Annotated in this window: 20 protein-coding genes and 6 pseudogenes; 14 read left to right on the top strand and 12 right to left on the bottom strand. The window is 58.3% G+C overall.

Going from position 1 to position 20,384, the window contains the following annotated elements:
- Window positions 1-504 carry an FAD-dependent oxidoreductase gene (locus AB4P90_RS00635; protein ID WP_233100576.1) on the top strand — a complete coding sequence of 168 codons (504 nt, stop codon included), beginning with the start codon at window positions 1-3 and terminating at the stop codon, window positions 502-504.
- 161 nt (window positions 505-665) lie between these two features.
- Here AB4P90_RS00635 and AB4P90_RS00630 read toward each other — a convergent pair whose 3' ends face one another.
- From AB4P90_RS00630 to AB4P90_RS00610, 5 genes are all read right to left on the bottom strand, one after another.
- Window positions 666-1,259 carry a HupE/UreJ family protein gene (locus AB4P90_RS00630; protein ID WP_078481991.1) on the bottom strand — a complete coding sequence of 198 codons (594 nt, stop codon included), beginning with the start codon at window positions 1,257-1,259 and terminating at the stop codon, window positions 666-668.
- Window positions 1,256-2,053 (bottom strand): DUF4198 domain-containing protein, encoded by a 798-nt coding sequence (locus tag AB4P90_RS00625; protein WP_078481992.1) that lies wholly within the window; start codon window positions 2,051-2,053, stop codon window positions 1,256-1,258. The genes AB4P90_RS00630 and AB4P90_RS00625 overlap by 4 nt, the downstream gene beginning before the upstream one ends.
- Window positions 2,054-2,102: 49 nt before the next feature.
- Window positions 2,103-2,486 (bottom strand): cytochrome c family protein, encoded by a 384-nt coding sequence (locus AB4P90_RS00620; RefSeq protein WP_078481993.1) that lies wholly within the window; start codon window positions 2,484-2,486, stop codon window positions 2,103-2,105.
- A gap of 55 nt (window positions 2,487-2,541) precedes the next feature.
- A complete protein-coding gene (locus tag AB4P90_RS00615; protein ID WP_161493054.1) occupies window positions 2,542-3,609 on the bottom strand; it encodes a DUF4331 family protein in 1,068 nt (355 codons plus the stop codon).
- Window positions 3,610-4,029: 420 nt separating this feature from the next.
- Window positions 4,030-4,641 (bottom strand): TetR/AcrR family transcriptional regulator, encoded by a 612-nt coding sequence (locus tag AB4P90_RS00610; protein WP_198834212.1) that lies wholly within the window; start codon window positions 4,639-4,641, stop codon window positions 4,030-4,032.
- A 1,027-nt stretch (window positions 4,642-5,668) separates the two neighbouring features.
- On the opposite strand from AB4P90_RS00610, the gene gorA reads away from it, so the two are divergent.
- From gorA to merE, 5 genes and pseudogenes are all read left to right on the top strand, one after another.
- Complete coding sequence (gene gorA / locus AB4P90_RS00605) at window positions 5,669-7,027, top strand: glutathione-disulfide reductase (protein WP_078481996.1); 1,359 nt, start codon at window positions 5,669-5,671, stop codon at window positions 7,025-7,027.
- Between the two features lie 278 nt (window positions 7,028-7,305).
- Window positions 7,306-7,414: pseudogene (locus AB4P90_RS00600) on the top strand (IS30 family transposase); the annotation flags it as partial.
- Window positions 7,415-8,035: 621 nt separating this feature from the next.
- Window positions 8,036-8,638: pseudogene (locus AB4P90_RS00595) on the top strand (FAD-dependent oxidoreductase); the annotation flags it as partial.
- 16 nt (window positions 8,639-8,654) lie between these two features.
- Complete coding sequence (gene merD / locus AB4P90_RS00590; protein ID WP_003465059.1) at window positions 8,655-9,020, top strand: mercury resistance co-regulator MerD; 366 nt, start codon at window positions 8,655-8,657, stop codon at window positions 9,018-9,020.
- On the top strand, window positions 9,017-9,253 hold the full coding sequence (gene merE / locus AB4P90_RS00585; RefSeq protein ID WP_001087809.1) for a broad-spectrum mercury transporter MerE: 237 nt from the start codon (window positions 9,017-9,019) through the stop codon (window positions 9,251-9,253). The genes merD and merE overlap by 4 nt, the downstream gene beginning before the upstream one ends.
- Window positions 9,254-9,305: 52 nt before the next feature.
- On the opposite strand, the gene AB4P90_RS00580 is transcribed toward merE, so the two are convergent.
- From AB4P90_RS00580 to AB4P90_RS00565, 4 genes are read right to left on the bottom strand one after another with little or no spacing between them, the layout of a single operon-like run.
- Window positions 9,306-9,920 (bottom strand): recombinase family protein, encoded by a 615-nt coding sequence (locus AB4P90_RS00580; RefSeq protein ID WP_000904941.1) that lies wholly within the window; start codon window positions 9,918-9,920, stop codon window positions 9,306-9,308.
- 60 nt (window positions 9,921-9,980) lie between these two features.
- The gene (locus tag AB4P90_RS00575) at window positions 9,981-11,198 is read right to left on the bottom strand and encodes a TniQ family protein (protein WP_054471483.1); all 1,218 of its coding nucleotides are present in this window, start codon (window positions 11,196-11,198) and stop codon (window positions 9,981-9,983) included.
- The gene (locus tag AB4P90_RS00570) at window positions 11,195-12,103 is read right to left on the bottom strand and encodes a TniB family NTP-binding protein (protein WP_003465065.1); all 909 of its coding nucleotides are present in this window, start codon (window positions 12,101-12,103) and stop codon (window positions 11,195-11,197) included. Before AB4P90_RS00570 ends, AB4P90_RS00575 begins: the two co-directional genes overlap by 4 nt.
- A gap of 2 nt (window positions 12,104-12,105) precedes the next feature.
- The gene (locus AB4P90_RS00565; RefSeq protein WP_034011913.1) at window positions 12,106-13,785 is read right to left on the bottom strand and encodes a Mu transposase C-terminal domain-containing protein; all 1,680 of its coding nucleotides are present in this window, start codon (window positions 13,783-13,785) and stop codon (window positions 12,106-12,108) included.
- 293 nt (window positions 13,786-14,078) lie between these two features.
- Here AB4P90_RS00565 and AB4P90_RS00560 point away from each other — a divergent pair.
- The 5 genes and pseudogenes from AB4P90_RS00560 to AB4P90_RS00540 all read left to right on the top strand — a co-directional run.
- A pseudogene (locus tag AB4P90_RS00560) lies at window positions 14,079-14,795 on the top strand (PAS domain-containing protein); the annotation flags it as partial.
- Between the two features lie 135 nt (window positions 14,796-14,930).
- Complete coding sequence (locus AB4P90_RS00555) at window positions 14,931-15,389, top strand: methyl-accepting chemotaxis protein (RefSeq protein ID WP_275941885.1); 459 nt, start codon at window positions 14,931-14,933, stop codon at window positions 15,387-15,389.
- A gap of 20 nt (window positions 15,390-15,409) precedes the next feature.
- Window positions 15,410-15,672 (top strand): annotated as a pseudogene (locus AB4P90_RS00550) (Tn3 family transposase); the annotation flags it as partial.
- Window positions 15,673-15,705: 33 nt separating this feature from the next.
- A pseudogene (locus tag AB4P90_RS00545) lies at window positions 15,706-16,020 on the top strand (Tn3 family transposase); the annotation flags it as partial.
- 29 nt (window positions 16,021-16,049) lie between these two features.
- Window positions 16,050-16,172 (top strand): annotated as a pseudogene (locus tag AB4P90_RS00540) (LLM class flavin-dependent oxidoreductase); the annotation flags it as partial.
- Between the two features lie 57 nt (window positions 16,173-16,229).
- Here AB4P90_RS00540 and AB4P90_RS00535 read toward each other — a convergent pair.
- Complete coding sequence (locus AB4P90_RS00535; RefSeq protein WP_014716308.1) at window positions 16,230-16,457, bottom strand: DUF1161 domain-containing protein; 228 nt, start codon at window positions 16,455-16,457, stop codon at window positions 16,230-16,232.
- Between the two features lie 116 nt (window positions 16,458-16,573).
- A complete protein-coding gene (locus tag AB4P90_RS00530) occupies window positions 16,574-16,789 on the bottom strand; it encodes a dodecin (protein ID WP_005783406.1) in 216 nt (71 codons plus the stop codon).
- A 157-nt stretch (window positions 16,790-16,946) separates the two neighbouring features.
- On the opposite strand from AB4P90_RS00530, the gene AB4P90_RS00525 reads away from it, so the two are divergent.
- Complete coding sequence (locus AB4P90_RS00525; RefSeq protein WP_003187304.1) at window positions 16,947-17,273, top strand: YqjD family protein; 327 nt, start codon at window positions 16,947-16,949, stop codon at window positions 17,271-17,273.
- Window positions 17,274-17,281: 8 nt separating this feature from the next.
- Here the strand turns inward: AB4P90_RS00525 and AB4P90_RS00520 are convergent, their stop codons facing one another.
- Complete coding sequence (locus AB4P90_RS00520) at window positions 17,282-18,178, bottom strand: LysR family transcriptional regulator (RefSeq protein WP_019816921.1); 897 nt, start codon at window positions 18,176-18,178, stop codon at window positions 17,282-17,284.
- A 108-nt stretch (window positions 18,179-18,286) separates the two neighbouring features.
- Between AB4P90_RS00520 and trpB the strand changes: the two genes are divergently transcribed.
- Together trpB and trpA are read left to right on the top strand one after the other, a co-directional pair.
- Window positions 18,287-19,513, top strand: coding sequence for a tryptophan synthase subunit beta (gene trpB / locus AB4P90_RS00515; protein ID WP_014716306.1), 1,227 nt, complete (start codon window positions 18,287-18,289; stop codon window positions 19,511-19,513).
- Window positions 19,513-20,322 carry a tryptophan synthase subunit alpha gene (trpA, locus tag AB4P90_RS00510; protein ID WP_014716305.1) on the top strand — a complete coding sequence of 270 codons (810 nt, stop codon included), beginning with the start codon at window positions 19,513-19,515 and terminating at the stop codon, window positions 20,320-20,322. The genes trpB and trpA overlap by 1 nt, the downstream gene beginning before the upstream one ends.
- The last annotated feature ends 62 nt before the right edge of the window (window positions 20,323-20,384 follow it).

Below are 20,384 nucleotides of genomic sequence, written 5' to 3'. Positions count from 1 at the left end.
ATGTACCACTTGTTCTATTTATGTAATTTTAGCGTCGATCGCGTCAATCACGAGGCAACAATGATAACCCTTACTCGACCCCAGGGGTCGATCGCGCCCAGCGCGATGACCACCCCTCTTACAGGTGCAAACGCCAGCACGGCAAAAGACTCGAGCACAGACGCCAACCGCCTCAGGAAGGATTCGGTGCTGATTATCGGAGCCGGGATCTCAGGCCTCGCCGCTGCCCGAATGCTGTCCGACGCGGGCCATACGGTGATCGTGCTCGAGGCCAGGGACAGAGTCGGTGGCCGCATTTGGACGGAACGAACGTGGGGCGAGGTGCCAATAGATCTCGGCGCATCCTGGATTCACGGTGTCGATCAGAACCCGGTTGCCAGCCTGGCGCAAGAAATGGGCATCGAAACCACCGTGTTCCAGGCCGGCACTTTGCTGACCTGCCACGACGTGACGCGCTATGACCAGGCCGGTAAGCCTCTGTGCTTGGACGAAGCCATAGTCTGATCTCCTGCAACTGGGAAAGTCGTTATTGGCGGTTGCAACATTTAATCGTTTAAAGAGCGTCCGTAAAACAAGGGCGAGATCACAAATACGCTCTACCCCATAAACAACCACCCCCTAAAATGTCAGTTTCACGTTGTGTAATGACTTAACACCAGAAACCATCAAAGATTTGCGACGGCACTGAACAAAATCCAGCCCCCACACATAGAGCAAATCAAACCTAGCCCTCGCAAAATCTTGCCGCCGCCCTGGACGCGCATAAGGCCAAGTGCTCCAAATGCGCCGACTAAATGCAGGGTGGCGGTGGTGGCCAGAAAGCCGAGCGTGTAGCCAACCTTGTCGTCAATGACAGGCATTTCATAACCATGCGCATAACCATGCAGCATGCCGAACAGGCCGACCCCTAGCGCGGCAACCACGGTAGGCATACGTTGATGCAGTGCAATGGCCGCGCCCAAGGCAATGACCGACAGCGCAATGCCAACTTCCAGGCCTTGCAGATCTATCATCGACATGCCGAGAAGGCCGCCGCAGAACATGCACAGCACAAAAGCGCCGGGGACGAGCCAGATGGCGCGACCGCCGATTTGGGCACTCCAGGCCCCAACCGCCACCATCGCCAAAAAGTGATCCAGCCCAGTCAATGGGTGCAACCAGCCGGCATCTATGCCGCTGTGGGCTTGTGCGCTAAACGTGGTTAGTGCCAAGACGATGGCGACACAGACGCCCTCAAGTTGGTGTTGGCGAGTACTCATGGCGTAGGTATCTCAAAACTTAAGGAGGCCCAGATGCTTTCCCAGTCGGCCTGGTACTCGATCACCGAATGCATCTGGACTGCACTCAGAAACCACAATCCAGTCTTTTCCAAAGTAAGTTCCACTACACCGTCCTGGTCCGTTCTGACCTGTTGTTCATGCTTTGGATCATCCTTGGCCCAGGCCCTAACCAGCACCCCAGCCACAGGTTTGCCCTCGCGCAGCAAGCGGGCTTTGAACCGCCCGCCCGGCTTGAGCTGGAACGGGTCAGTGACAGCAACAAGTTCCAGCGGCAAATCCACCACCCGGTCAAAGCCAGCACTATCGCTATTGACCCGAACCAAAGTCTTGGCGCAACGCAAAAACTGCTCACGTCCCGGCGCATCGGCGATACCCAGTGTTTGCCGTTCGCTGCGCACCTGATCCAGCCCTTCTTCGACCAAATATTTGTCGAACTCAACACCGGGCAACGTGATGGCCTGAGCATGGGTAAGCATCGCCACAACAACGGTACCGGGCGTCCCGGCGCGAAAATGTCCCACCGGGGCCGCGCCGTCACGCCCCTTCACGGCGTGTTTACCTTGCGCGTCGTAAAGATCAAACGTCTCGATCATGCCGGGCAAACGCCCTACCCGCTCACCTGGCCAACTGACACCCACCCGCAGATCTATGGCCACCAGATCATCTTTGCTGACCAGCCCTTTGTGAGGAACCAGCCAGAAGGCATGGGCAAAACAGTTGCCGCTTAGTGTCGCCAGCAATACCCCAATCCAAATAGGCCGCCAAATCATCATGCTTTCCTCACTTCGCCCCAGCAGCTTTCACACCCCTAACTGCAACCGATCAAGGCGCTTTTTGTGTCGACAAATAGGCAATGATGTCCTCCCGCACCTGTGCGTTTTCAACACTGAACCCCATTGCCTGCCCCGGGATAAACTGTTCCGGCTCTGTCAACCATCGGTTCAGGTTGGCGGGCGTCCAGGTAACGTCGGACGCCCTTAGTGCCTCTGAATACGCAAAACCGTCTGCACTACCAGCATGCCTGCCCACAACGCCACGGTGCATCGGCCCGACCGAATTCACATCCAGTTGATGACACCGGCTGCAATTGAGCAACCAAGCCTTCTGGCCACGCACAACGTCACCCGTATCAGCCTGAACTATTGCGCTGGTCATCAATAGCAGTACGAAGCTCGCACCCACTGTGCCTAAGTGATTAGTGATCATGGTGTGCCTTTCCTTATGGTGCGGGCCTAGCCTCATGTTCAAGTTTGACCTCAGATCACTTTTTGTCTGACGGAATGACGTAGGGGAACTGATCGGTATACAACTTTGGATTGTCGATGGCCTGGTCGGTGGGTTTGCCTATGAGGAGGGTGAGCATGGCACTCATCGCATCATCATCAAGGTAACGTCCGTTACGCACATCGGCCGAATACCCTGCCTTGCTGCCAACCTCATAATTCAGCACATCGGGAATCAGCGCATCCGCCACTTTGTCGCCATAGGCGAATGGTTGAGCCTGCGTCTGTGCAATGCCTGAAGCGCGCGCAGTGCTCGCTGATACGAAGTTTTTCAGTACTGACTGGGTGTTGGGTCGGCTGCGATCATGCTCGACTCTGACAGCCTCGTCTTCGAAATACATAACGTGCGACAGCAAAGGATTGGCCGAGTATTGAACTTGGCTCCACTTGCCATTTTCCTTGAGCGCCGTCGTCATGAAGACCTTGATATTTTTGCCCAGCATTTCATTGGGAATTTCCAGCACAATTGCACCACATTCCTGGTCTTTGAAAATATTGGTGCCGGAGGCGGACTTCCAGACTTGAGGGTCATACTTGCCAGCCTTCAGTTGCGCCGAATACGCTCCCAGGCCAGACGAATTACCGTAGAACGGGTCTTTGATGATACCGGTCCAAAGTTCAATCTTGTCCTTCAGATTGACGCTGCCGCCGACCTTACCTTTACCAATGTCCACACCCGTTTCACCCACTCGCCCGTTTGGGTTGTCCGACAAGTAGGCCATGACCTGACCGTCGCGAAACTGGAACGAGAATGTGTGCCCCTCCTTGAACTTGTCATCCAAGGCAACATGAATGTTGTACAAGGCATTCGGCGAGAAGGTAGCACCATGACGCGGACTTGAATTCACATTCATGATAATGACCGTGCGCCCCGGTGAAGCCGCTTGAAACACGTAGTTGTCCAACTGGCTGATCGCCGTGTTGGTTCGTGCAATGGCAACCTCAAAATGGTGGCTCGCATGTGCCGGCAGCGTAGAACTGGCAAGAACAGCGGCAAGTACCGCTTTCATCAGCAAGCGATGGGGGGCAAATGCTTTATTATTCATAGAGGTGCTTCTCCCGGTAGGTGTCCAGTCCAGCTTCATTTCGAGGTATATATGTCCTGCACCCAGTTAGTACTGCGGACGTCTACTTAAACATTGCGTCGTAACCGGCCACGGGCAATGGCCTCAGTGTCATCTGCTTGTAGAACTCGCTACCAGCCTGAACAACCTCACTTAGACCACTATGCACGGTTTACGTAGCCTATTGCGCCGTTGGCAAATGCCGGAAGGTCCAGCAAAGCCGAGCTAGCGGCAGTTACGTATTAAAAATCATCAAACTGGAATATTACCAAAAAGTAACACCCAGCAAGCTACCACCTACTGCACAAAGGAGCAATAGGCAGTGATTGGCTGTTAGAGAAACGTTGAAGTGTCAGCCAGGGCTATTAGCACTGACCGAAAATCGGTGTAGCACTGAAGCCCTTAATGCGGCTCATGGGGGGCGATCAGTGTTTGTACCATTTGACGAAGCGATACTGCCAAACGATGAGTTCCGATATGGCGGCTTTCGTCTGCGCCCTTAAATACAATGAACAAATTGACAGCCAGTACCTCATGGCTCTTGAAGCCTATGGCACGGCACATCTCGATCAGATGATTGATGTGCACATGATTGATTTCCTCAATCGCCACCCGAGCTGGATGTTGAGCGTCCCGTACATCTATTGCCTTATCTATGAATTTGCAGCTCAGTTCTCCTGGCGACTGGATATAGGCGTACATCATTTCTAGCCAACCGTTGAGCTCTCCCCGCGGATCATTCGGATACGCCTCCTGTAATGCTTGCCATGCAGCTTCACTCGCTTTGTGCTGCTCTCGAATGGTGGCTGCAATTAACATCTCTTTAGAGGAAAAGTGTCGATACAAAGTCATTTTGTTGCTGTGCGCTGCTGCTGCAATCGCCTCAACCCCGACTGCGTGAATTCCATATTTATGGAACATCTCTCCTGCAGCACGCAAAATTCTCTCTCTCGGTGCAGTTGAGCGCTTCTCTTTTTCTGCAAGCGCTGTCTGGTCCGTTGGAGTATTAGTCATCACATAACACCTATTTTTTTATGTGGCACCCACTGCTCTTGACATGCTACTTGCCGGAAAGTAACATCCGGCGCAGGCGTTAGATTCTTGACGAGACTATACCAAAATCTGACAGGTTTTGCGTTGGAGGTGGGGGGGGTTGGATGGAGTGTTTACGGAAATTAGGTGAGAGGATTTTGGCAGTAGGTGCGACCGCGGATGCAAGCGGTAGCCTTTGTGTGGGGTAGGCCTACTTTCAGTAAGGGTACGTGAGTGTCGTTCAGGGGGGGCAGTTGCAGTGACTGAGCGCAATGCCGCACCACGTGGGTCGGTGCGCCTTGATGGGTACTATGTTGCTGACCTTTTCACTCCGGGGGACAGCGTGGCCGTCGGCCCGAGTGCCAGCACACAACATAGGCGGAAAGCATAACTAGATTCGTTTCCATACTACGTATAACAACTCTATGATATGTGATTGCTGTTAATCAGCAATGTCAGAGAGTTAGGCAGGGCGTGATTCAATCATTGTCATTTAAACACGACTATGTATGGTCCGTGAAGTTGAACCAGCCTGGCTTTCAACGGGAAGGTGATGCCGCAAAACTCAATCTCGAAGCCGCTTTCGCCGAATAGTCTTGGCGAACATTGCTTGTCCAACAGAGCAGCAACTTTTGCTATGTAAATGAACCTGCGGCTAAACCGGCGCAAATTTGACCGGGGACGTTTAGTCCCCTGCTATTTAGACGTTGTTTACGATTTTCACATAACCAAGTCGAAAAAAACGGCGCTCTAGTCGCCGACGATATCGTCATGGAACTCAACGGTGGCGCCTTCAGCATGCCTAACGGCGCGACTTTCAGCGAGCGCCAAGTGGTTATCCAAGCCACCGAGTTTTTACGTTCAATAGTGAAGGCATATTGGTCCACTTTAGAGATGCGAACAAACGATCTGGGTGCCCTCACCCAATTGACGAGCAAGTAGCTGGCCGGTCGCAATGCGCCGGATAAGGGCCGCAATAGGTTTGCTGTTGCCTGCCGAGGAGAGTGATATGGCCTACGATTTTGACCTTTATGTAATTGGTGCGGGCTCTGGCGGTATTCGGGCTGCGCGTTTCGCCGCAGGCTATGGTGCCAAGGTGGCCGTGGCTGAAAGCCGCTACCTAGGCGGTACCTGCGTCAACGTGGGTTGTGTGCCCAAAAAACTGCTGGTCTACGGCGCGCACTTTGCCGAAGATTTTGAGCAGGCCAGTGGTTTCGGCTGGTCGCTGGGTGAGGCGAACTTTGATTGGCCGACCTTGATTGCCAACAAAGACCGCGAGATCAATCGCCTCAATGGCATTTATCGCAACCTGCTGGTCAACAGTGGCGTGACCCTGCATGAAGGGCACGCGCGCCTGGTGGATCCGCACCAGGTGGAGATCAACGGTGAGCGCTTCACCGCCAAACATATCCTGATCGCCACCGGCGGCTGGCCGCAGATTCCGGACATTCCGGGACGCGAGCATGCCATCGGTTCCAACGAAGCGTTCTTCCTCAAAGCACTGCCCAAGCGCGTGCTGGTGGTGGGTGGCGGTTACATCGCGGTGGAGTTTGCCGGGATTTTCCATGGCCTTGGCACGCAAACAACGCTGTTGTATCGCGGCGATCTGTTCCTGCGCGGCTTTGATGGAGCGGTGCGCAAGCATCTGCAGGAAGAGCTGACCAAACGCGGGATGGACTTGCAGTTCAATGCTGATATCGAACGCATCGATAAACAGGCCGACGGCAGCCTCAAGGCCACCCTGAAAGACGGGCGCGCGCTGGAAGCAGATTGCGTGTTCTACGCCACCGGCCGACGTCCGATGCTCGACAACCTGGGGTTGGAAAACACCGGCGTCAAACTGGACAAGCGTGGCTTTGTTGAAGTGGACGATCTCTATCAGACGACTGAGTCGTCGATCCTGGCCATTGGCGATGTGATCGGGCGCGTGCAGCTGACGCCAGTGGCGTTGGCCGAAGGCATGGCGGTGGCGCGTCGTCTGTTCAAGCCTGAGCAATATCGCCTGGTGGATTACGCGATGATCCCGACGGCGGTGTTTAGCCTGCCGAACATTGGCACAGTCGGCTTGAGCGAAGAGCAAGCCAAGGCTGACGGCCACAAGGTGCAGGTTTTCGAAAGCCGCTTCCAGCCGATGAAGCTAAGGTTGACCGACTGCCAGGAGCGCACCCTGATGAAGTTGGTGGTCGACGCAGACACCGACAAGGTTCTGGGTTGCCACATGGTGGGCCCGGATGCCGGTGAAATCATCCAGGGGCTAGCGATCGCGCTCAAGGCAGGCGCGACCAAGCAGCATTTCGATGAAACCATCGGCGTGCACCCGACGGCGGCGGAAGAGTTCGTCACCATGCGCATTCCCGTGGCGGGCTGATCAGCTTTCGTGTTCTTACTCACGTATCACCCGAAACAACACCGACGCTGAGGACGCCATCGATGCCTGATCTCTTGCCTATCTGGGTACTGGTGCTCGTAGCTGCCCTTGCGTTTACCGTGGGTTTCATCGTGAACCGATCCGGCACATGCCTGGTTTCTGCTGCGCACGAGGTGCTGTACAAGCGTCGTGCCTGGCGCGTGGGTGGGCTCGCTTTGGCTGCGATGGCGTCCAGCGGGCTGCTTCTGCCATTGCCCTGGATGTCTTCGCCTACGCTGGTAGCCCTGCAATTGAACATGCGCCCACGCAAGCGTTTCGATTTTAAAATGCCCCGTCGAAATGATAGGCCAAGTGACGCAAGACGCCATGGCTATGCGGCATGATGCCCAACTCAAGTCAATAACCGTGTTGCTCTCAGCTAGAGTATTGCTCAGAGTGTTACTATTCGGTAACATTCGATTCGGTTTCTAATTTAACTCGGCATACCAGTTTCAACTGATCTGCGCAGCAACACTCATCTCTGGAGCTATTTTGTCGCTCCTTTGTAGCTTCTTTGGGAAGAGATGAGTTTTAACGCCCCACCGGGGCGTTTTTTTTGCAGCCGTTTATTCGCAGCCAACGGCTTGGTAAGGCAGGTGAATCCCCTGATCGCTCGATGGATCAGTACTTCACTTTAAAGGTGGCTTCGCTATCACAGCAGTCCAGCGCAAAGGACACGCTTAACTTCGCACCGTCGTCGCAATGGAACTCAAAACCATCCTAACACCAGCGGTATCACTGGTAGTGACGGAGATCCGGCCTTCATGCCGGCGCTGTACGGCAGGCTGTTTGATTCGTCGTGCCAACAACGAGTTGTGATCAAGCAGGACGCGATAAACTCGCTTCACGTTGATCGGTGGCAGCGACGGGGTTTCACGCTCACGACGCAACAAGCCCCAAAGGCGACGAGCCATAATTGGGCAGCTCGCTGACCTGGTGCTTAATTTCGACGACCAATCCCGTACCGTCGGTCGGGCACCGAATACGCGCAGCCTCGCGCTGGACGCGGCGGGGGTCACTGTCAATGCGCAAGGGGCCATCGTTATCGACCAAGGCATGCGCACGAGCAACCCGAACATCTACGCGGCCGGCGACTGCACCGACCAGCCGCAGTTCGTCTACGTGGCAGCGGCCGCCGGCACCCGTGCCGCGATCAACATGACCGGCGGCGACGCAGCCCTCAATCTGACCGCGATGCCGGCAGTGGTGTTCACCGACCCGCAAGTCGCCACCGTGGGCTACAGCGAGGCGGAAGCGCACCACGATGGCATCGAGACCGACAGTCGCACGCTGACACTCGACAACGTTCCGCGAGCGCTTGCCAACTTCGACACACGCGGCTTCATCAAGCTGGTCATCGAGGAAGGTAGCGGACGGCTCATCGGCGTGCAGGCGGTGGCCCCGGAAGCGGGCGAACTGATCCAGACGGCGGTGCTCGCCATCCGCAACCGCATGACGGTGCAGGAACTGGCCGACCAGTTGTTCCCCTACCTGACAATGGTCGAGGGGTTGAAGCTTGCGGCGCAGACCTTCAACAAGGACGTGAAGCAGCTTTCCTGCTGCGCTGGATAAAAAAAGGAGGTTTTCAATGAGCGCCTACACCGTGTCCCGGCTGGCCCTTGATGCCGGGGTGAGCGTGCATATCGTGCGCGACTACCTGCTGCGCGGATTGCTGCGTCCGGTGGCGTGCACCCCGGGCGGCTATGGCCTGTTCGATGATGCCGCCTTGCAACGGCTGTGCTTCGTGCGGGCGGCCTTCGAGGCGGGCATCGGCCTGGACGCGCTGGCGCGGCTGTGCCGGGCGCTGGATGCTGCGGACGGCGATGAAGCGGCCGCGCAGCTTGCCGTTCTGCGCCAGTTCGTCGAGCGTCGGCGCGAAGCGTTGGCCGATCTGGAGGTGCAGTTGGCCACCATGCCGACCGAGCCGGCACAGCACGCGGAGAGTCTGCCATGAACAGCCCCGAGCGCTTGCCGTCCGAGACGCACAAACCGATCACCGGCTACCTGTGGGGCGCGCTGGCCGTGCTCACCTGTCCCTGCCATTTGCCGATTCTCGCCATTGTGCTGGCCGGCACGACGGCCGGCGCGTTCATCGGAGAGTACTGGGGTATCGCAGCCCTCACGCTGACCGGTTTGTTCGTCCTGTCTGTGACACGACTGCTGCGGGCCTTCAAAGATCGATCATGAGCGCTTCCCATTGAGACAAACCACGCTGTCGCTACGTTGCCTCATGCCGGCATCAAATTCGGCTGAGTAGCTTCTCGCCATCTGGACGTAGCTCACCCTTGGGTGAAACATGCCGATACAGGGTCTGCCGCGTGACGCCAAGTTCCTGGCACAGGTCGCCGACCTTGGTCTCTGGCTGACCCATTGCCGCCATCGCCAGCCGCAGCTTGGCGGCGGTCATCTTGAACGGCCGGCCGCCTTTCCGCCCGCGCGCGCGGGCCGAGGCTAGGCCGGCAATCGTGCGCTCCGCGATCAACTCGCGCTCGAACTCGGCCAGGGCGGCGAAGATGCCAAAGACCAGCTTGCCGGCGGCGGTCGTGGTGTCGATGGCCGCGCCGTGCCCGGTTAATACCTTCAAGCCGATGCCGCGCCCAGTCAGGTCGTGCACGGTGTTGATGAGATGTCGCAGGTCGCGTCCGAGCCGATCCAGTTTCCACACGACCAGTGTGTCGCCAGTTCGCAACGCCTTCAGGCAGCTCGTCAAGCCGGGCCGATCCTCGCGCATGCCGGATGCCTGGTCCTCGTAAAGATGTACTGGATCGACCCCGGCGGCAATCAGCGCGTCGCGCTGCAAATCGGTAGCCTGGGAGCCGTCCGCCTTCGATACCCGCATGTAGCCTATCAGCATGTCGTACCTGTCACATATACGTTCGATTATGTGACAGTGTGAGCCAGAAAGTTCTCGCCGTCAAAAACTGTCACTTAACCCGTCATTTAGTCTAAGACCTGCAAACGGCCATTCAGGCTCGTAATGTGACAAAAACTCCGGCGGGATGCCCTCCTTGGTGAACGTGGCGCGCAAACGTTCCAGGGATTCGGGGTCGCGTCGCCCGTAGGACGCCAGTGTGAACAGCAAGCGGGCCGTCTCCGGGTTGTGTCGCGCTTCAATGATGGCCTCATCGATGGCCTGGGCTGCTCGTTGCCAGTGGTTGATGGGTTCCGGCTTCGGCACCTTCGCCGGCAGGCCGTTGGTGAAACCAGTGTGCGGCTCCGTCTGAAACAGCGCGGCCTGTTCCCCGCGCGGGATCAGCGCCTTTGACTCGATCAGCGTGATGGCGGTGGCCGCCGCCTCCAGCATCTGCCACTGCACCGCCGGGGCCAGAATCTCGTAGGGACGCCACAGACTCTGCCCGGCGCGCAGCGGATGGCCGCAGCGCTCCCAGACATGGCGGATGCTCGCCGAGCAACTGCCGCAGTGCGAGAGCGGCGTGTTCAGCTCATCAAGCAGGGTGCGCAGCAGCCGGAACCACAAGCCGGCGTGGACACGCCGACGCGGCAGCTCCACAAAACCCGTCGTCAGCGCCTGCCAGGTGCGCCGGTCCATGCAGGCGATTGCGTCATCGGCAGGGCGCGGCGCAGCATCGGCGATTTCCCACTGAAGATACCGGCCGTGCATGCCCCAGTAGGACTCCAGCCAGCAGCCATGCTGCGGGCAGCTCAGCATCAAGGGGAGCTGCCAGACGAGTAGCACAGCTTGATTCGTTGGATCGTTCAGACACTGCGGACACGCCCGGCGAATCGTCTGGCTCGGTAGCCAGGCACGCCAGCGAGTGATGGACCGCACCTTGCGGGTGCGCTTGGGCAGGAGCACCGCGCATTGGAATGTATAGGTTTCCAAGGCTGCTGGTACCGAATCGTCGAGACTGTCGAGCAGCCACGGCACCCAGCCTGCAAGACTCATGCTGCGCAACCGCTCCAGCTCGACGCCACTGCGCTGGCAGAGCGCCGTCAGCAACGACAAGGATGGTGCGGTATCCAGGTCATCAAGTTGGCTGTGACCAAGATCGTGGGCCAGCAGCTCGTGCACGTCCATCTGGTAGCAGGCGGCGACCCGGTTGAGCCATGAGGACAGGGCTTCGCCTTCCTTGGGTGCCGGATGCAGCGGCCAGCGCGGCGCGGACTTCACATCAGTTCCCGCTCGAACTGTCGCCGCCGCTCACTGGGGCCGATGTAGTCGGCCATGCTGAGCGTGCGGTGGTTGATCGCTTCCTCGCCACTCTCCACGGCGGCGACGGCCGCCGCCACCAGCAGATGTGCAAGCTCGCCGATGGTGCCTTCGCTCCGGGTGAGCAGGTAGCGGGCCATGTCCAGCGTGGCAATCGGGGATGGCCGCCGTAGCGGGAGTGACGCCGCGAAGCTGGCCAGCAGCGAGCAGCAGTCCTCATTGGCCTCCCACGGCGGCAGCAGCATCGGCTCGAAGCGGTTTTCCAACTGATCGTCCGAACGGATGGCCAGGTACGCCTCGCGCGTGCCGACCCCGACCAGGGGGATACGCAGCTCGTTGCCGAGGAAGCGCAGCAGGTTGAGGAACTCGCGCCGGTTAACGCTGTTGCCAGCCAGTACATTGTGCAGTTCGTCGATCACCAGCATGCGCACGCCGACCTTGCGCAGCAGGGCCAGCGCCAGTTGCTCCATTTCCGGCAGCCGTGGGCGCGGGCGCAGCGGCGCGCCCATCGCAGCCAGCAGCGCGACATAGAAGCGGATCACCGATGGCTCTGACGGCATCTGCACGACCAGCACCGGGATATGTTCTTGGTCAGCGTCGGTGCCGACCGGGTGCGCCCGCCGGAATTTCTCGACGATCATCGACTTGCCGTTGTTGGTGGGGCCGACCAGCAGCAGGTTTGGCATGCGTTGCTTGTTCGGCCACGCATACAGAGTTTCCAGCCGGTTCAGCGCCTCGACCGCGCGCGGGTAGCCGATCCAGCGGTCGGCGCGAATGCGCTGGATGCGCTCGTCTGCCGGCAGCCTGGCCAAACCCTGTGCCGCTGGCAGCAGGTGGGACAGGTCAATGACGGGATATTCGTCCACGGCTACCACTCCTCGATCTGATCGAACGGTTTGGCCGGCGGCAGGTTGTCTGCCTGCGGGTCAGCCATGTCCACATCCGGCGGTATGGGCTTGGCCGGTGGCTCCGACGTCTTGAGGTGCTGGCGGCGATCAGCGTCGCGCCGCGCCTTGCGCGTGGCCTTCTGGGCGGTGGTCACGATCTCGCGCATCTGCCCGATCATGCGGAACAGCGCCGACTCGTCCACCTGCTCGCGCCCGAGCTGACGCAATTTGGCCAGCGCCTGGCGTTGTTCCCAGAGGGTGACGGCCGGATGGGACAAGGTGCGGTAGTGGATCTCCAGATAGTGCTGACCTTCCGGTTCCAGTACCCAGATGCGGCTGATGTCGCGCGGATCGCGCCGGATCAGGAAGGCGGGCAAGCGCTCGCGCCGGGCAATCCACGGCTTGAGGGCGTCGGCGTAGTAGTGGATGTGGTCGATGACAAAGCCGGTGCGGGTCAGGGTGCGGCGGATCACCGGCAGGAAATCGACCAAAAACGCGGTGGGGCGGGTAACGACGGCCGGGACGCCAACGCGCTCCACGGCCTCGGCCCAGCGCGCGGCCGGCGGCTGGAGCAGGCCGTTGTGCACGGAGCCGTGATAGGTGCCTACCGCCAACGCGAGCCAGCGCTCCAGCTCGCGCAGCGTCAGGGTGGCCATCTTCTCGGAATCGTACTCGCCGCGCTGGCCGGGATTGGAGAAGGTCGTCCCCGGTAATTCGTCGTGGATCATCTGCATCGCCGTGCCGATGATCCGTTCCACGATGCCGCCGTAGTGCGGCTGGCCTGGTGGGCGATAGTCCAGCCGGATGCCATGCTGTTCGCAGCCACGGCGCAGCGCTTCGCTTTTGAACTCGGCCGCGTTGTCCAGATAGAGCAGCCTGGGCTTGCCGCTCATCGGCCAGTCCATTTCCACATTCAGCCCTTCCAGCCAGGGCCGCTTGTCGCAGGCGGCATGCGCGAGGCATAGGCCGACCGAGACGGCGGACGGCGCTTCCAGCGTGACCACCAGGCCGAGTACGCAGCGCGTGAACACGTCGATGGCGAGGGTCAAATATGGGCGGCCAATCGGTTGCCGGTCGCGCTCGTCGACCACGATCAGGTCGATGACGGTGTGGTCGATCTGCACCTGTTCCAGCGGCATGGTGACTTCGGGCGGAATGCCACCCGCGCCTTGCAAGGGACGGGCAGCGTCCTGCCCGCCCCGGCTGCGGGCTATTTTCGCCGGGTGTAGTCCGGCAATCCGCTGGGCCACGGTGTTGCGCGCCGGCACCGGCAGCTTCTGGGTTTTGCACGCCTGCGCGACTTCGCGGTGGAACGCCGCCAGGCTGCGTTTCTGCTTGGTCAGGAAGCGCTTTTGCAGCAGCTCGCGGATGATGCGCTCGACCGGTTCCGGCAAGCGCCCCTTGCCTTTGCCGCCGCCGGATCGGCCGGGCGTCAGGTCTGTTACCAGGCCAGTACCCTGCCGGGCGCGACGGATCAGGACATATACCTGTCGCCGGGACAGGCCCAGCGCTTGGGCTGCCTCATCGGCGGCTTCATGCCCGACCACCTCAAGCGCTGCCAGTGGCCCGATGATTTCCGTCCGGTGCCGGGCTTGCGCCCATGCCTCGTCGGGCAGGGTGGCCACGCCTTGCGCGGCAATCGGTGGAGTGTCTGATGTCATGCCCAAACCTCGCTTTGGTGCACACGAGTATTGAGCATAGTCGAGATTGGTGCAGACGACTCCTGATATTGGGCTGTCAGGAGCCGTATGCACACCAGGCGTTACATCCAGTCAGATGGTGCGGTCGTCTTCTGAAAACGACACTGACGCCAGGTTGAGGCATAGCTCAATATGACACATGGCTGCAAATCGCTAATTTTCCAACTATAAAGAGCTATGCTCTCAAGAAGCGGTTGCGCTAACCGATACAGTATAAATTGGGCCCCAAGTATTATTTTATTTGCACAAAGGTAATGATTATGTTTTTCAATAAAAACAAACAACTGCTGGACACAGAAAATAAGCTCTCAGAACTACAGCGGCAGCTTGATTCAATAAGTCGAAATGTCGCGGAAATCAGATTCAGGCCAGACGGGAGCGTAATCTATGCGAGCAATATCTTTCTAGAGATGCTTGGTTACAAACTCGAAGAAATAGCAGGGCAGCACCACAGAATTTTCTGCGAAAAGAATTATGCTAACACAGCTGATTATTCGCGCTTCTGGCAGAAATTGGCTGACGGCCATCTTCAATCAGGTTTATTTAGGCGGCTGCGCAAAGACGGTAACTTAGTATTGATTGAGGCTACTTATATTCCAGTTCAAAATCAAGATGGAAAAGTTATTGAAATCATTAAGATTGGCTCAGATGTCACTCAGAGAGAAAACGAGTTACTCTCACTAAGAGCCGTCCATGCAGCCATCTCCCGCTCGATGGCGGAGATCGAGTTCACACCTAACGGTGACATCCTGCATGCAAATGAGAATTTCCTCCGTGCTATGGGTTATCGCCTCAGCGATATCAAGGGTCGACACCACCGAATGTTCTGTTTCGATAATTTTTATCAAGAAAATCCAAATTTTTGGCAGAGTTTAAAGGGAGGAACTTTTTTAAGCGGGCAATTTGAGCGCAAGACCGCATCGGGAGAGACCATCTATCTTGAGGCCACCTACAACCCCGTCATTGATGAAGCCGGCCAGGTTGTGAAAGTGTTAAAATTTGCCACCGACGTCAGCTCGCAGAAGCATAAGGCTGATGAAATCCGTCAGGCCGCAGAGCTTTCCTTCACCACCGCCGAGGAGACATCTCAAATTTCCGTGCGGGGCATGGAGTCCCTTGCTAGTTCAATTGAACTATCTCAGGGTACATTTAATTTAATAAACGGTGCGGTTATTTCGATTACACAGCTAAATGCTCAGGCTAAAGATATCGAGAAAATTGTTACCATCATCCAAGGCGTGGCAGAACAAACTAACTTACTAGCACTTAACGCCGCAATTGAAGCTGCCCGAGCGGGTGAAATGGGCCGAGGCTTTGCTGTAGTAGCCGACGAGGTTCGTCAGTTGGCAGCTCGAACTAGCAGTGCCACCGTGGAAATCCAGAATGTGGTAACTGCTAACGGAAAGCTTACTCAGCAACTGAATATAGATATGAACAGCATCGCTAGAAGCGCCGAAGAAAACAACGATCAGATCGCAACTGTAACAACTATTATGCGTGAAATCAGTGACGGTGCAGACCATGTTGCCCGTACCGTATCGACGTTGTTCAAAGACAATAGCTAGTGTCCAGTTTTAGGCAAAATCAGGATCGGAACTTCGAGCCGCAGCGCTACAGAGCCAGAAGCCCAAACTTGGTGACGGCCATCGTGCTATGGAACACGATGTATCTGGAGTGCATCACTTGGGGCTGGTCGAGGCTGGCAAGTCGGTGGGCGGCGAGCTGCTGCAATACCTATTGCCGCTGGGCTGGGAGCACATCAACCTGACTGGCGATTACGTCTGGCGGCAGAGCCGCAGGCTGGAGATCGGGAAGTTCAGGCCGCTACGATTGCCCGGAAAACCTTAGCGTACGATTTTTTCCGAATTCTGCGGGCTCCCCTATCACCAGCTACGCTCGACCATCGCCCAAGTCGGTGGGAAGAAGGAATTGACCGGCCGCACCGACATCGAAATCGAGATCAGCAACCAGTGCGCCAGGCTGATCGGCAACGCGATCATCTTCTACAACTCGGCGATCCTGTCCCTGCTGCTGACGAAGTACGAGGCAGCTGGCAATGCCAAGGCGCTGGCGTTGATCACGCAGATGTCGCCAGCGGCCTGGCGGCACATCCTGCTGAACGGGCATTACACCTTCCAGACTGACGGCAAGTTCATCGACCTGGATGCGCTCGTGGCGGGACTGGAGCTGGGCTGACGGAAATTTCTGGGATTCCGGCGTACAACCCCAAGCTGGAGGTGTTGATCGAGCAGACCGGCGCTGATGAGCTGATTTTTACCAGTGACCTGTATGAGCACGCCGACCGGATTCATTCCTACGAGCTGCTCGCACAAGTGATGAAGGGCTGAAATCCAAGCGAAAAAAACCGACGCACTTGCGTCGGTTTTTATGTCCACAACACGAGATTAACCGCGCTTGTAGGCAATTTCCTTGGTGCCACCTTCGCAGGTGCCAACTACTGTGTGGTCACTTGGCGTAGCACCTTTGTCCACCACTTCCAGCGAATACCCCGAAGCACCCTTGGCGTCGATTTTCGCTGCGATTTCGCTTTTCAACTCTTCACAAGGCTTGCCCGCCGCCATAGCGGTACCCGCAATGCTCAACAACCCTACCGCTAACAGAAACTTCTTCATCCGTTACTTTCCTTGCGCTGATCAAAAAGAGCGTGCCGACGCTCATCGCGTCGGCACCCGTTGTTTGTAGCGCAGGTTATGGCAATCGGCCAGCGGGCAAAGTTCAACTCTGCCGATCAACTACTGGCAATGCGGAATCCCACTTTGAGCGTGACCTGGAAGTGTGCAGCCTTGCCATCCTTGATGTGACCACGGGTTTCGGTCACCTCAAACCATTCCAGATGCTTGATGCTCTTGTTGGCTTCGGCCAGGGCATTGTTGATCGCGTCTTCGATGCTGGTGGTGGAAGAGCCTACCAGTTCGACTTTCTTGTACGTGTGATGATCACTCATGGCGTTTCTCCTTTAGGTCGTCAATCAAGACTAGCAGCGAATGTGCGTACTGCTTCAGGCGACCGTTGGGAGGCGAAAGTTCAGAATTACTGCACTTTCTGAAACCGGCGCAGTCGGTATCTACACACGCCACTCAATCACTTCAGGAGATGTCCACATGGCCAACACTTCTTTACGCAAAGCGTCGCTGGAAAGCATGGAAGCCGAGATTTCGAGCCTGCTCAAATCTCTGGAGAGCCTCAAGGACGACGCGTCCGATGAGTCGCGCAAAACGCTGAAGGCCTTGAAGAGCAATGCCGAGAACGCGCTCAAGCACTCTCGCCATCTGATCAGCGACGCCTACGAAGAAAGCAAAGTCAAAATCCGCGAAACCAGCGCTGCCACCCGTGACTACGCACAAGAGCACCCATGGACGACCGCTGGCGTCGCCGTGGGCGCGCTGGGCCTGCTGGCGGCTTACCTGCTGTGCAAGCGCGGTGACTGATTGACCGGTTACACCGGTTGACGCAACAGCTCAGCCTTGAGCCATTGCGCCAACTGCCCGGCGCGCCCGTCTGCGGCGCGCTTGGGTAGCCACAACGCCAGGTGCGCCGGGGTTTCACTGAACCCCCACGGCGCCACCAGGCGACCCGCTCGCAGGTCCTCTGCCACCAGCGGTTCTGGCGCAATTGCCACTCCCAAGCCGGCAACCGCCGCTTCCAGTAAATAATACAAATGCTCAAACCCCTGGCCGAGCTTCAGCGCACCGGGTTCGATGCCGTGTTGCCGTGCCCAACTGGGCCAGGCTTGCGGCCTTGACGTGGTGTGAAGCAAGGGTTGCTCCAGCAGTTCCGACGCTGGGGCCTGACGCAGGTGTTCAAAACCGGCGAAGCGGGGGCTCAAGACCGGGCCGATTCGCTCGCTGGCCAGTTCATACACTTGCATGTCCGCCGGCCAAGGCGGCTCAGCGAATACCAGCAGGGCATCCAGCCCCGGACGGCGCGGGTCCAGATCGCCTTCGCCCGCCGACAGGTGCAGGCGTAAATCCGGCAAGTCGGCATTCAACCGCCCCAGCCGAGGGATAAACCAACGCGCCAGCAAGCTGCCTGAACAGCCAAGAACGAAGGGCGCATCAGCGCCGCGTTGGGTGAGTTCGGCGCACACGTCGCGCAACCGCTCAAAAGCCTCGCTGCTGGCATCTCGTAGCCTGACGCCAGCATCTGTGAGTTTAAGGCCGCGTCCATCCTTGACGAACAGGCTCACGCCCAAATGCTCCTCCAGTACTTTCAACTGCCGGCTGACAGCACCGTGGGTCACGTGCAATAGCTGCGCAGCCTGGCTGACGCTGTTAAGGCGAGCAGTGGCTTCAAAAGCGCGCAGGGCATTAAGGGGCGGGAGATCACGACTCATCTGTGAATTTTCCTGACAGGTTACGGCGATCTTATCGGTTTTCAGGCCAGGGCGTCACGAGTAGAGTGACCGTCATTGCCTTTAAACACATTTTTCCTGGAGCGTCCCATGACTCAGTCCCAGACCGATCTACGCAACGGCCCCGACGCCAACGGCCTGTTTGGTGCGTTCGGCGGCCGCTACGTCGCTGAAACCCTGATGCCGTTGATTCTCGACCTGGCCCGTGAATACGAAGCGGCGAAGGTAGATCCGGCGTTTAACGAAGAATTGGCCTACTTTCAGCGCGATTATGTCGGACGCCCAAGCCCGCTGTACTTTGCCGAACGCCTCACCGAGTTCTGCGGCGGCGCCAAGATCTACCTCAAGCGCGAAGAGCTCAACCACACCGGCGCGCACAAGATCAACAACTGCATCGGCCAGATCCTGCTGGCCCGGCGCATGGGCAAGAAACGCATCATCGCCGAGACCGGCGCCGGCATGCACGGCGTGGCCACCGCAACTGTGGCGGCGCGCTTTGGCCTGCAATGCGTGATCTACATGGGCACCACCGACATCGAGCGCCAGCAGGCCAACGTGTTTCGCATGAAGCTGCTGGGCGCCGAGGTCATCCCCGTGGTCGCCGGCACCGGCACCCTCAAAGACGCCATGAACGAAGCCCTGCGCGACTGGGTCACCAACGTCGACAGCACCTTCTACCTGATCGGCACCGTGGCCGGCCCACACCCATACCCGGCGATGGTGCGCGACTTCCAGGCAGTGATCGGCAAGGAAACCCGCACCCAGCTGCAAGCCCAGGAAGGCCGCCTGCCGGACAGCCTGGTGGCGTGCATCGGCGGCGGTTCCAACGCCATGGGCCTGTTCCACCCGTTCCTGGATGACACCAGCGTCGAGATCATCGGCGTTGAAGCCGCAGGCCATGGCATCGAAACCGGCAAGCACGCCGCCAGCCTCAACGGCGGCGTCCCGGGCGTGCTGCACGGCAATCGCACCTTCCTGCTGCAGGACGACGACGGCCAGATCATCGACGCCCACTCGATTTCCGCAGGCCTGGACTACCCCGGCATCGGCCCGGAACACGCCTGGTTGCATGACATTGGCCGCGTCCAATACACCTCGGTAACGGACGACGAAGCCCTGGAAGCCTTCCACAAATGCTGCCGCCTGGAAGGGATCATTCCTGCCCTGGAAAGCGCCCACGCCCTGGCTGAAGTATTCAAGCGCGCGCCAAACTTGCCCAAGGATCATCTGATGGTGGTCAATCTCTCGGGCCGTGGCGACAAAGACATGCAGACCGTGATGCACCATATGGAACAGTCCAAGCAGGAGAAACACTGATGAGCCGCCTGCAAACGCGCTTTGCGCAACTTAAAGAACAAAACCGCGCCGCCCTGGTGACCTTCGTCACCGCTGGCGACCCCGGCTATGACACCTCGCTGGCGATCCTCAAGGGCTTGCCGGCCGCTGGCGCCGACGTGATCGAACTGGGCATGCCCTTCACCGACCCGATGGCCGACGGCCCGGCCATTCAACTGGCCAATATCCGCGCGCTGGCCGCCAAACAGAACCTGTTGAAAACCCTGCAGATGGTTCGCGAGTTCCGCCAGGACAACAACGACACGCCGCTGGTGTTGATGGGCTATTTCAACCCGATCCATAAATATGGCGTGTCGCAGTTCATTGCCGATGCCAAGGCAGCTGGCGTCGACGGCCTGATCGTGGTGGACATGCCCCCCGAGCACAACGGCGAGCTGTGCGACCCGGCCCAGGCCGCAGGCATCGACTTTATCCGCCTGACCACGCCGACCACCGATGATGTGCGCCTGCCTACTGTGCTCAATGGCAGCTCCGGGTTTGTGTATTACGTGTCGGTCGCCGGTGTTACCGGGGCGGGCGCCGCCACTCTGGAACACGTCGAAGAAGCCGTGACCCGCCTGCGCCGTCATACCGACCTGCCGATCAGCATCGGCTTTGGTATCCGCACACCGGACCAGGCAGCGGCCATCGCACGCCTGGCAGACGGGGTGGTAGTGGGTTCGGCGCTGATCGATCACATCGCCACGGCCAAGAACGACCAGCAAGCCATTGACGGCGTACTGACCCTGTGCGCGGCGCTGTCGGAAGGTGTTCGCAACGCACGCAAGTAAACTGCACAACGACCGCAGCTCATACGCTAGGCTTCAAAGGAGGTGGGCATGTCGCCCACCTC

Source organism: Pseudomonas sp. B16120, from assembly GCF_044218845.1.
Lineage (GTDB): Bacteria > Pseudomonadota > Gammaproteobacteria > Pseudomonadales > Pseudomonadaceae > Aquipseudomonas > Aquipseudomonas paracarnis.
The sequence above is the reverse complement of the archived record's forward strand: the minus strand, read 5'-3'. Positions and strand labels throughout refer to the sequence as shown.

Bases quoted from the DNA above. Each gene is read 5' to 3' on its own strand.
- AB4P90_RS00635 (WP_233100576.1), top strand. From the start codon at position 1: ATGTACCACTTGTTCTATTTATGTAATTTTAGCGTCGATCGCGTCAAT.
- AB4P90_RS00630 (WP_078481991.1), bottom strand. From the start codon at position 1,259: ATGAGTACTCGCCAACACCAACTTGAGGGCGTCTGTGTCGCCATCGTC.
- AB4P90_RS00625 (WP_078481992.1), bottom strand. From the start codon at position 2,053: ATGATGATTTGGCGGCCTATTTGGATTGGGGTATTGCTGGCGACACTA.
- AB4P90_RS00620 (WP_078481993.1), bottom strand. From the start codon at position 2,486: ATGATCACTAATCACTTAGGCACAGTGGGTGCGAGCTTCGTACTGCTA.
- AB4P90_RS00615 (WP_161493054.1), bottom strand. From the start codon at position 3,609: ATGAATAATAAAGCATTTGCCCCCCATCGCTTGCTGATGAAAGCGGTA.
- AB4P90_RS00610 (WP_198834212.1), bottom strand. From the start codon at position 4,641: ATGACTAATACTCCAACGGACCAGACAGCGCTTGCAGAAAAAGAGAAG.
- gorA (WP_078481996.1), top strand. From the start codon at position 5,669: ATGGCCTACGATTTTGACCTTTATGTAATTGGTGCGGGCTCTGGCGGT.
- merD (WP_003465059.1), top strand. From the start codon at position 8,655: ATGAGCGCCTACACCGTGTCCCGGCTGGCCCTTGATGCCGGGGTGAGC.
- merE (WP_001087809.1), top strand. From the start codon at position 9,017: ATGAACAGCCCCGAGCGCTTGCCGTCCGAGACGCACAAACCGATCACC.
- AB4P90_RS00580 (WP_000904941.1), bottom strand. From the start codon at position 9,920: ATGCTGATAGGCTACATGCGGGTATCGAAGGCGGACGGCTCCCAGGCT.
- AB4P90_RS00565 (WP_034011913.1), bottom strand. From the start codon at position 13,785: ATGACATCAGACACTCCACCGATTGCCGCGCAAGGCGTGGCCACCCTG.
- AB4P90_RS00555 (WP_275941885.1), top strand. From the start codon at position 14,931: ATGGAGTCCCTTGCTAGTTCAATTGAACTATCTCAGGGTACATTTAAT.
- AB4P90_RS00535 (WP_014716308.1), bottom strand. From the start codon at position 16,457: ATGAAGAAGTTTCTGTTAGCGGTAGGGTTGTTGAGCATTGCGGGTACC.
- AB4P90_RS00530 (WP_005783406.1), bottom strand. From the start codon at position 16,789: ATGAGTGATCATCACACGTACAAGAAAGTCGAACTGGTAGGCTCTTCC.
- AB4P90_RS00525 (WP_003187304.1), top strand. From the start codon at position 16,947: ATGGCCAACACTTCTTTACGCAAAGCGTCGCTGGAAAGCATGGAAGCC.
- AB4P90_RS00520 (WP_019816921.1), bottom strand. From the start codon at position 18,178: ATGAGTCGTGATCTCCCGCCCCTTAATGCCCTGCGCGCTTTTGAAGCC.
- trpB (WP_014716306.1), top strand. From the start codon at position 18,287: ATGACTCAGTCCCAGACCGATCTACGCAACGGCCCCGACGCCAACGGC.
- trpA (WP_014716305.1), top strand. From the start codon at position 19,513: ATGAGCCGCCTGCAAACGCGCTTTGCGCAACTTAAAGAACAAAACCGC.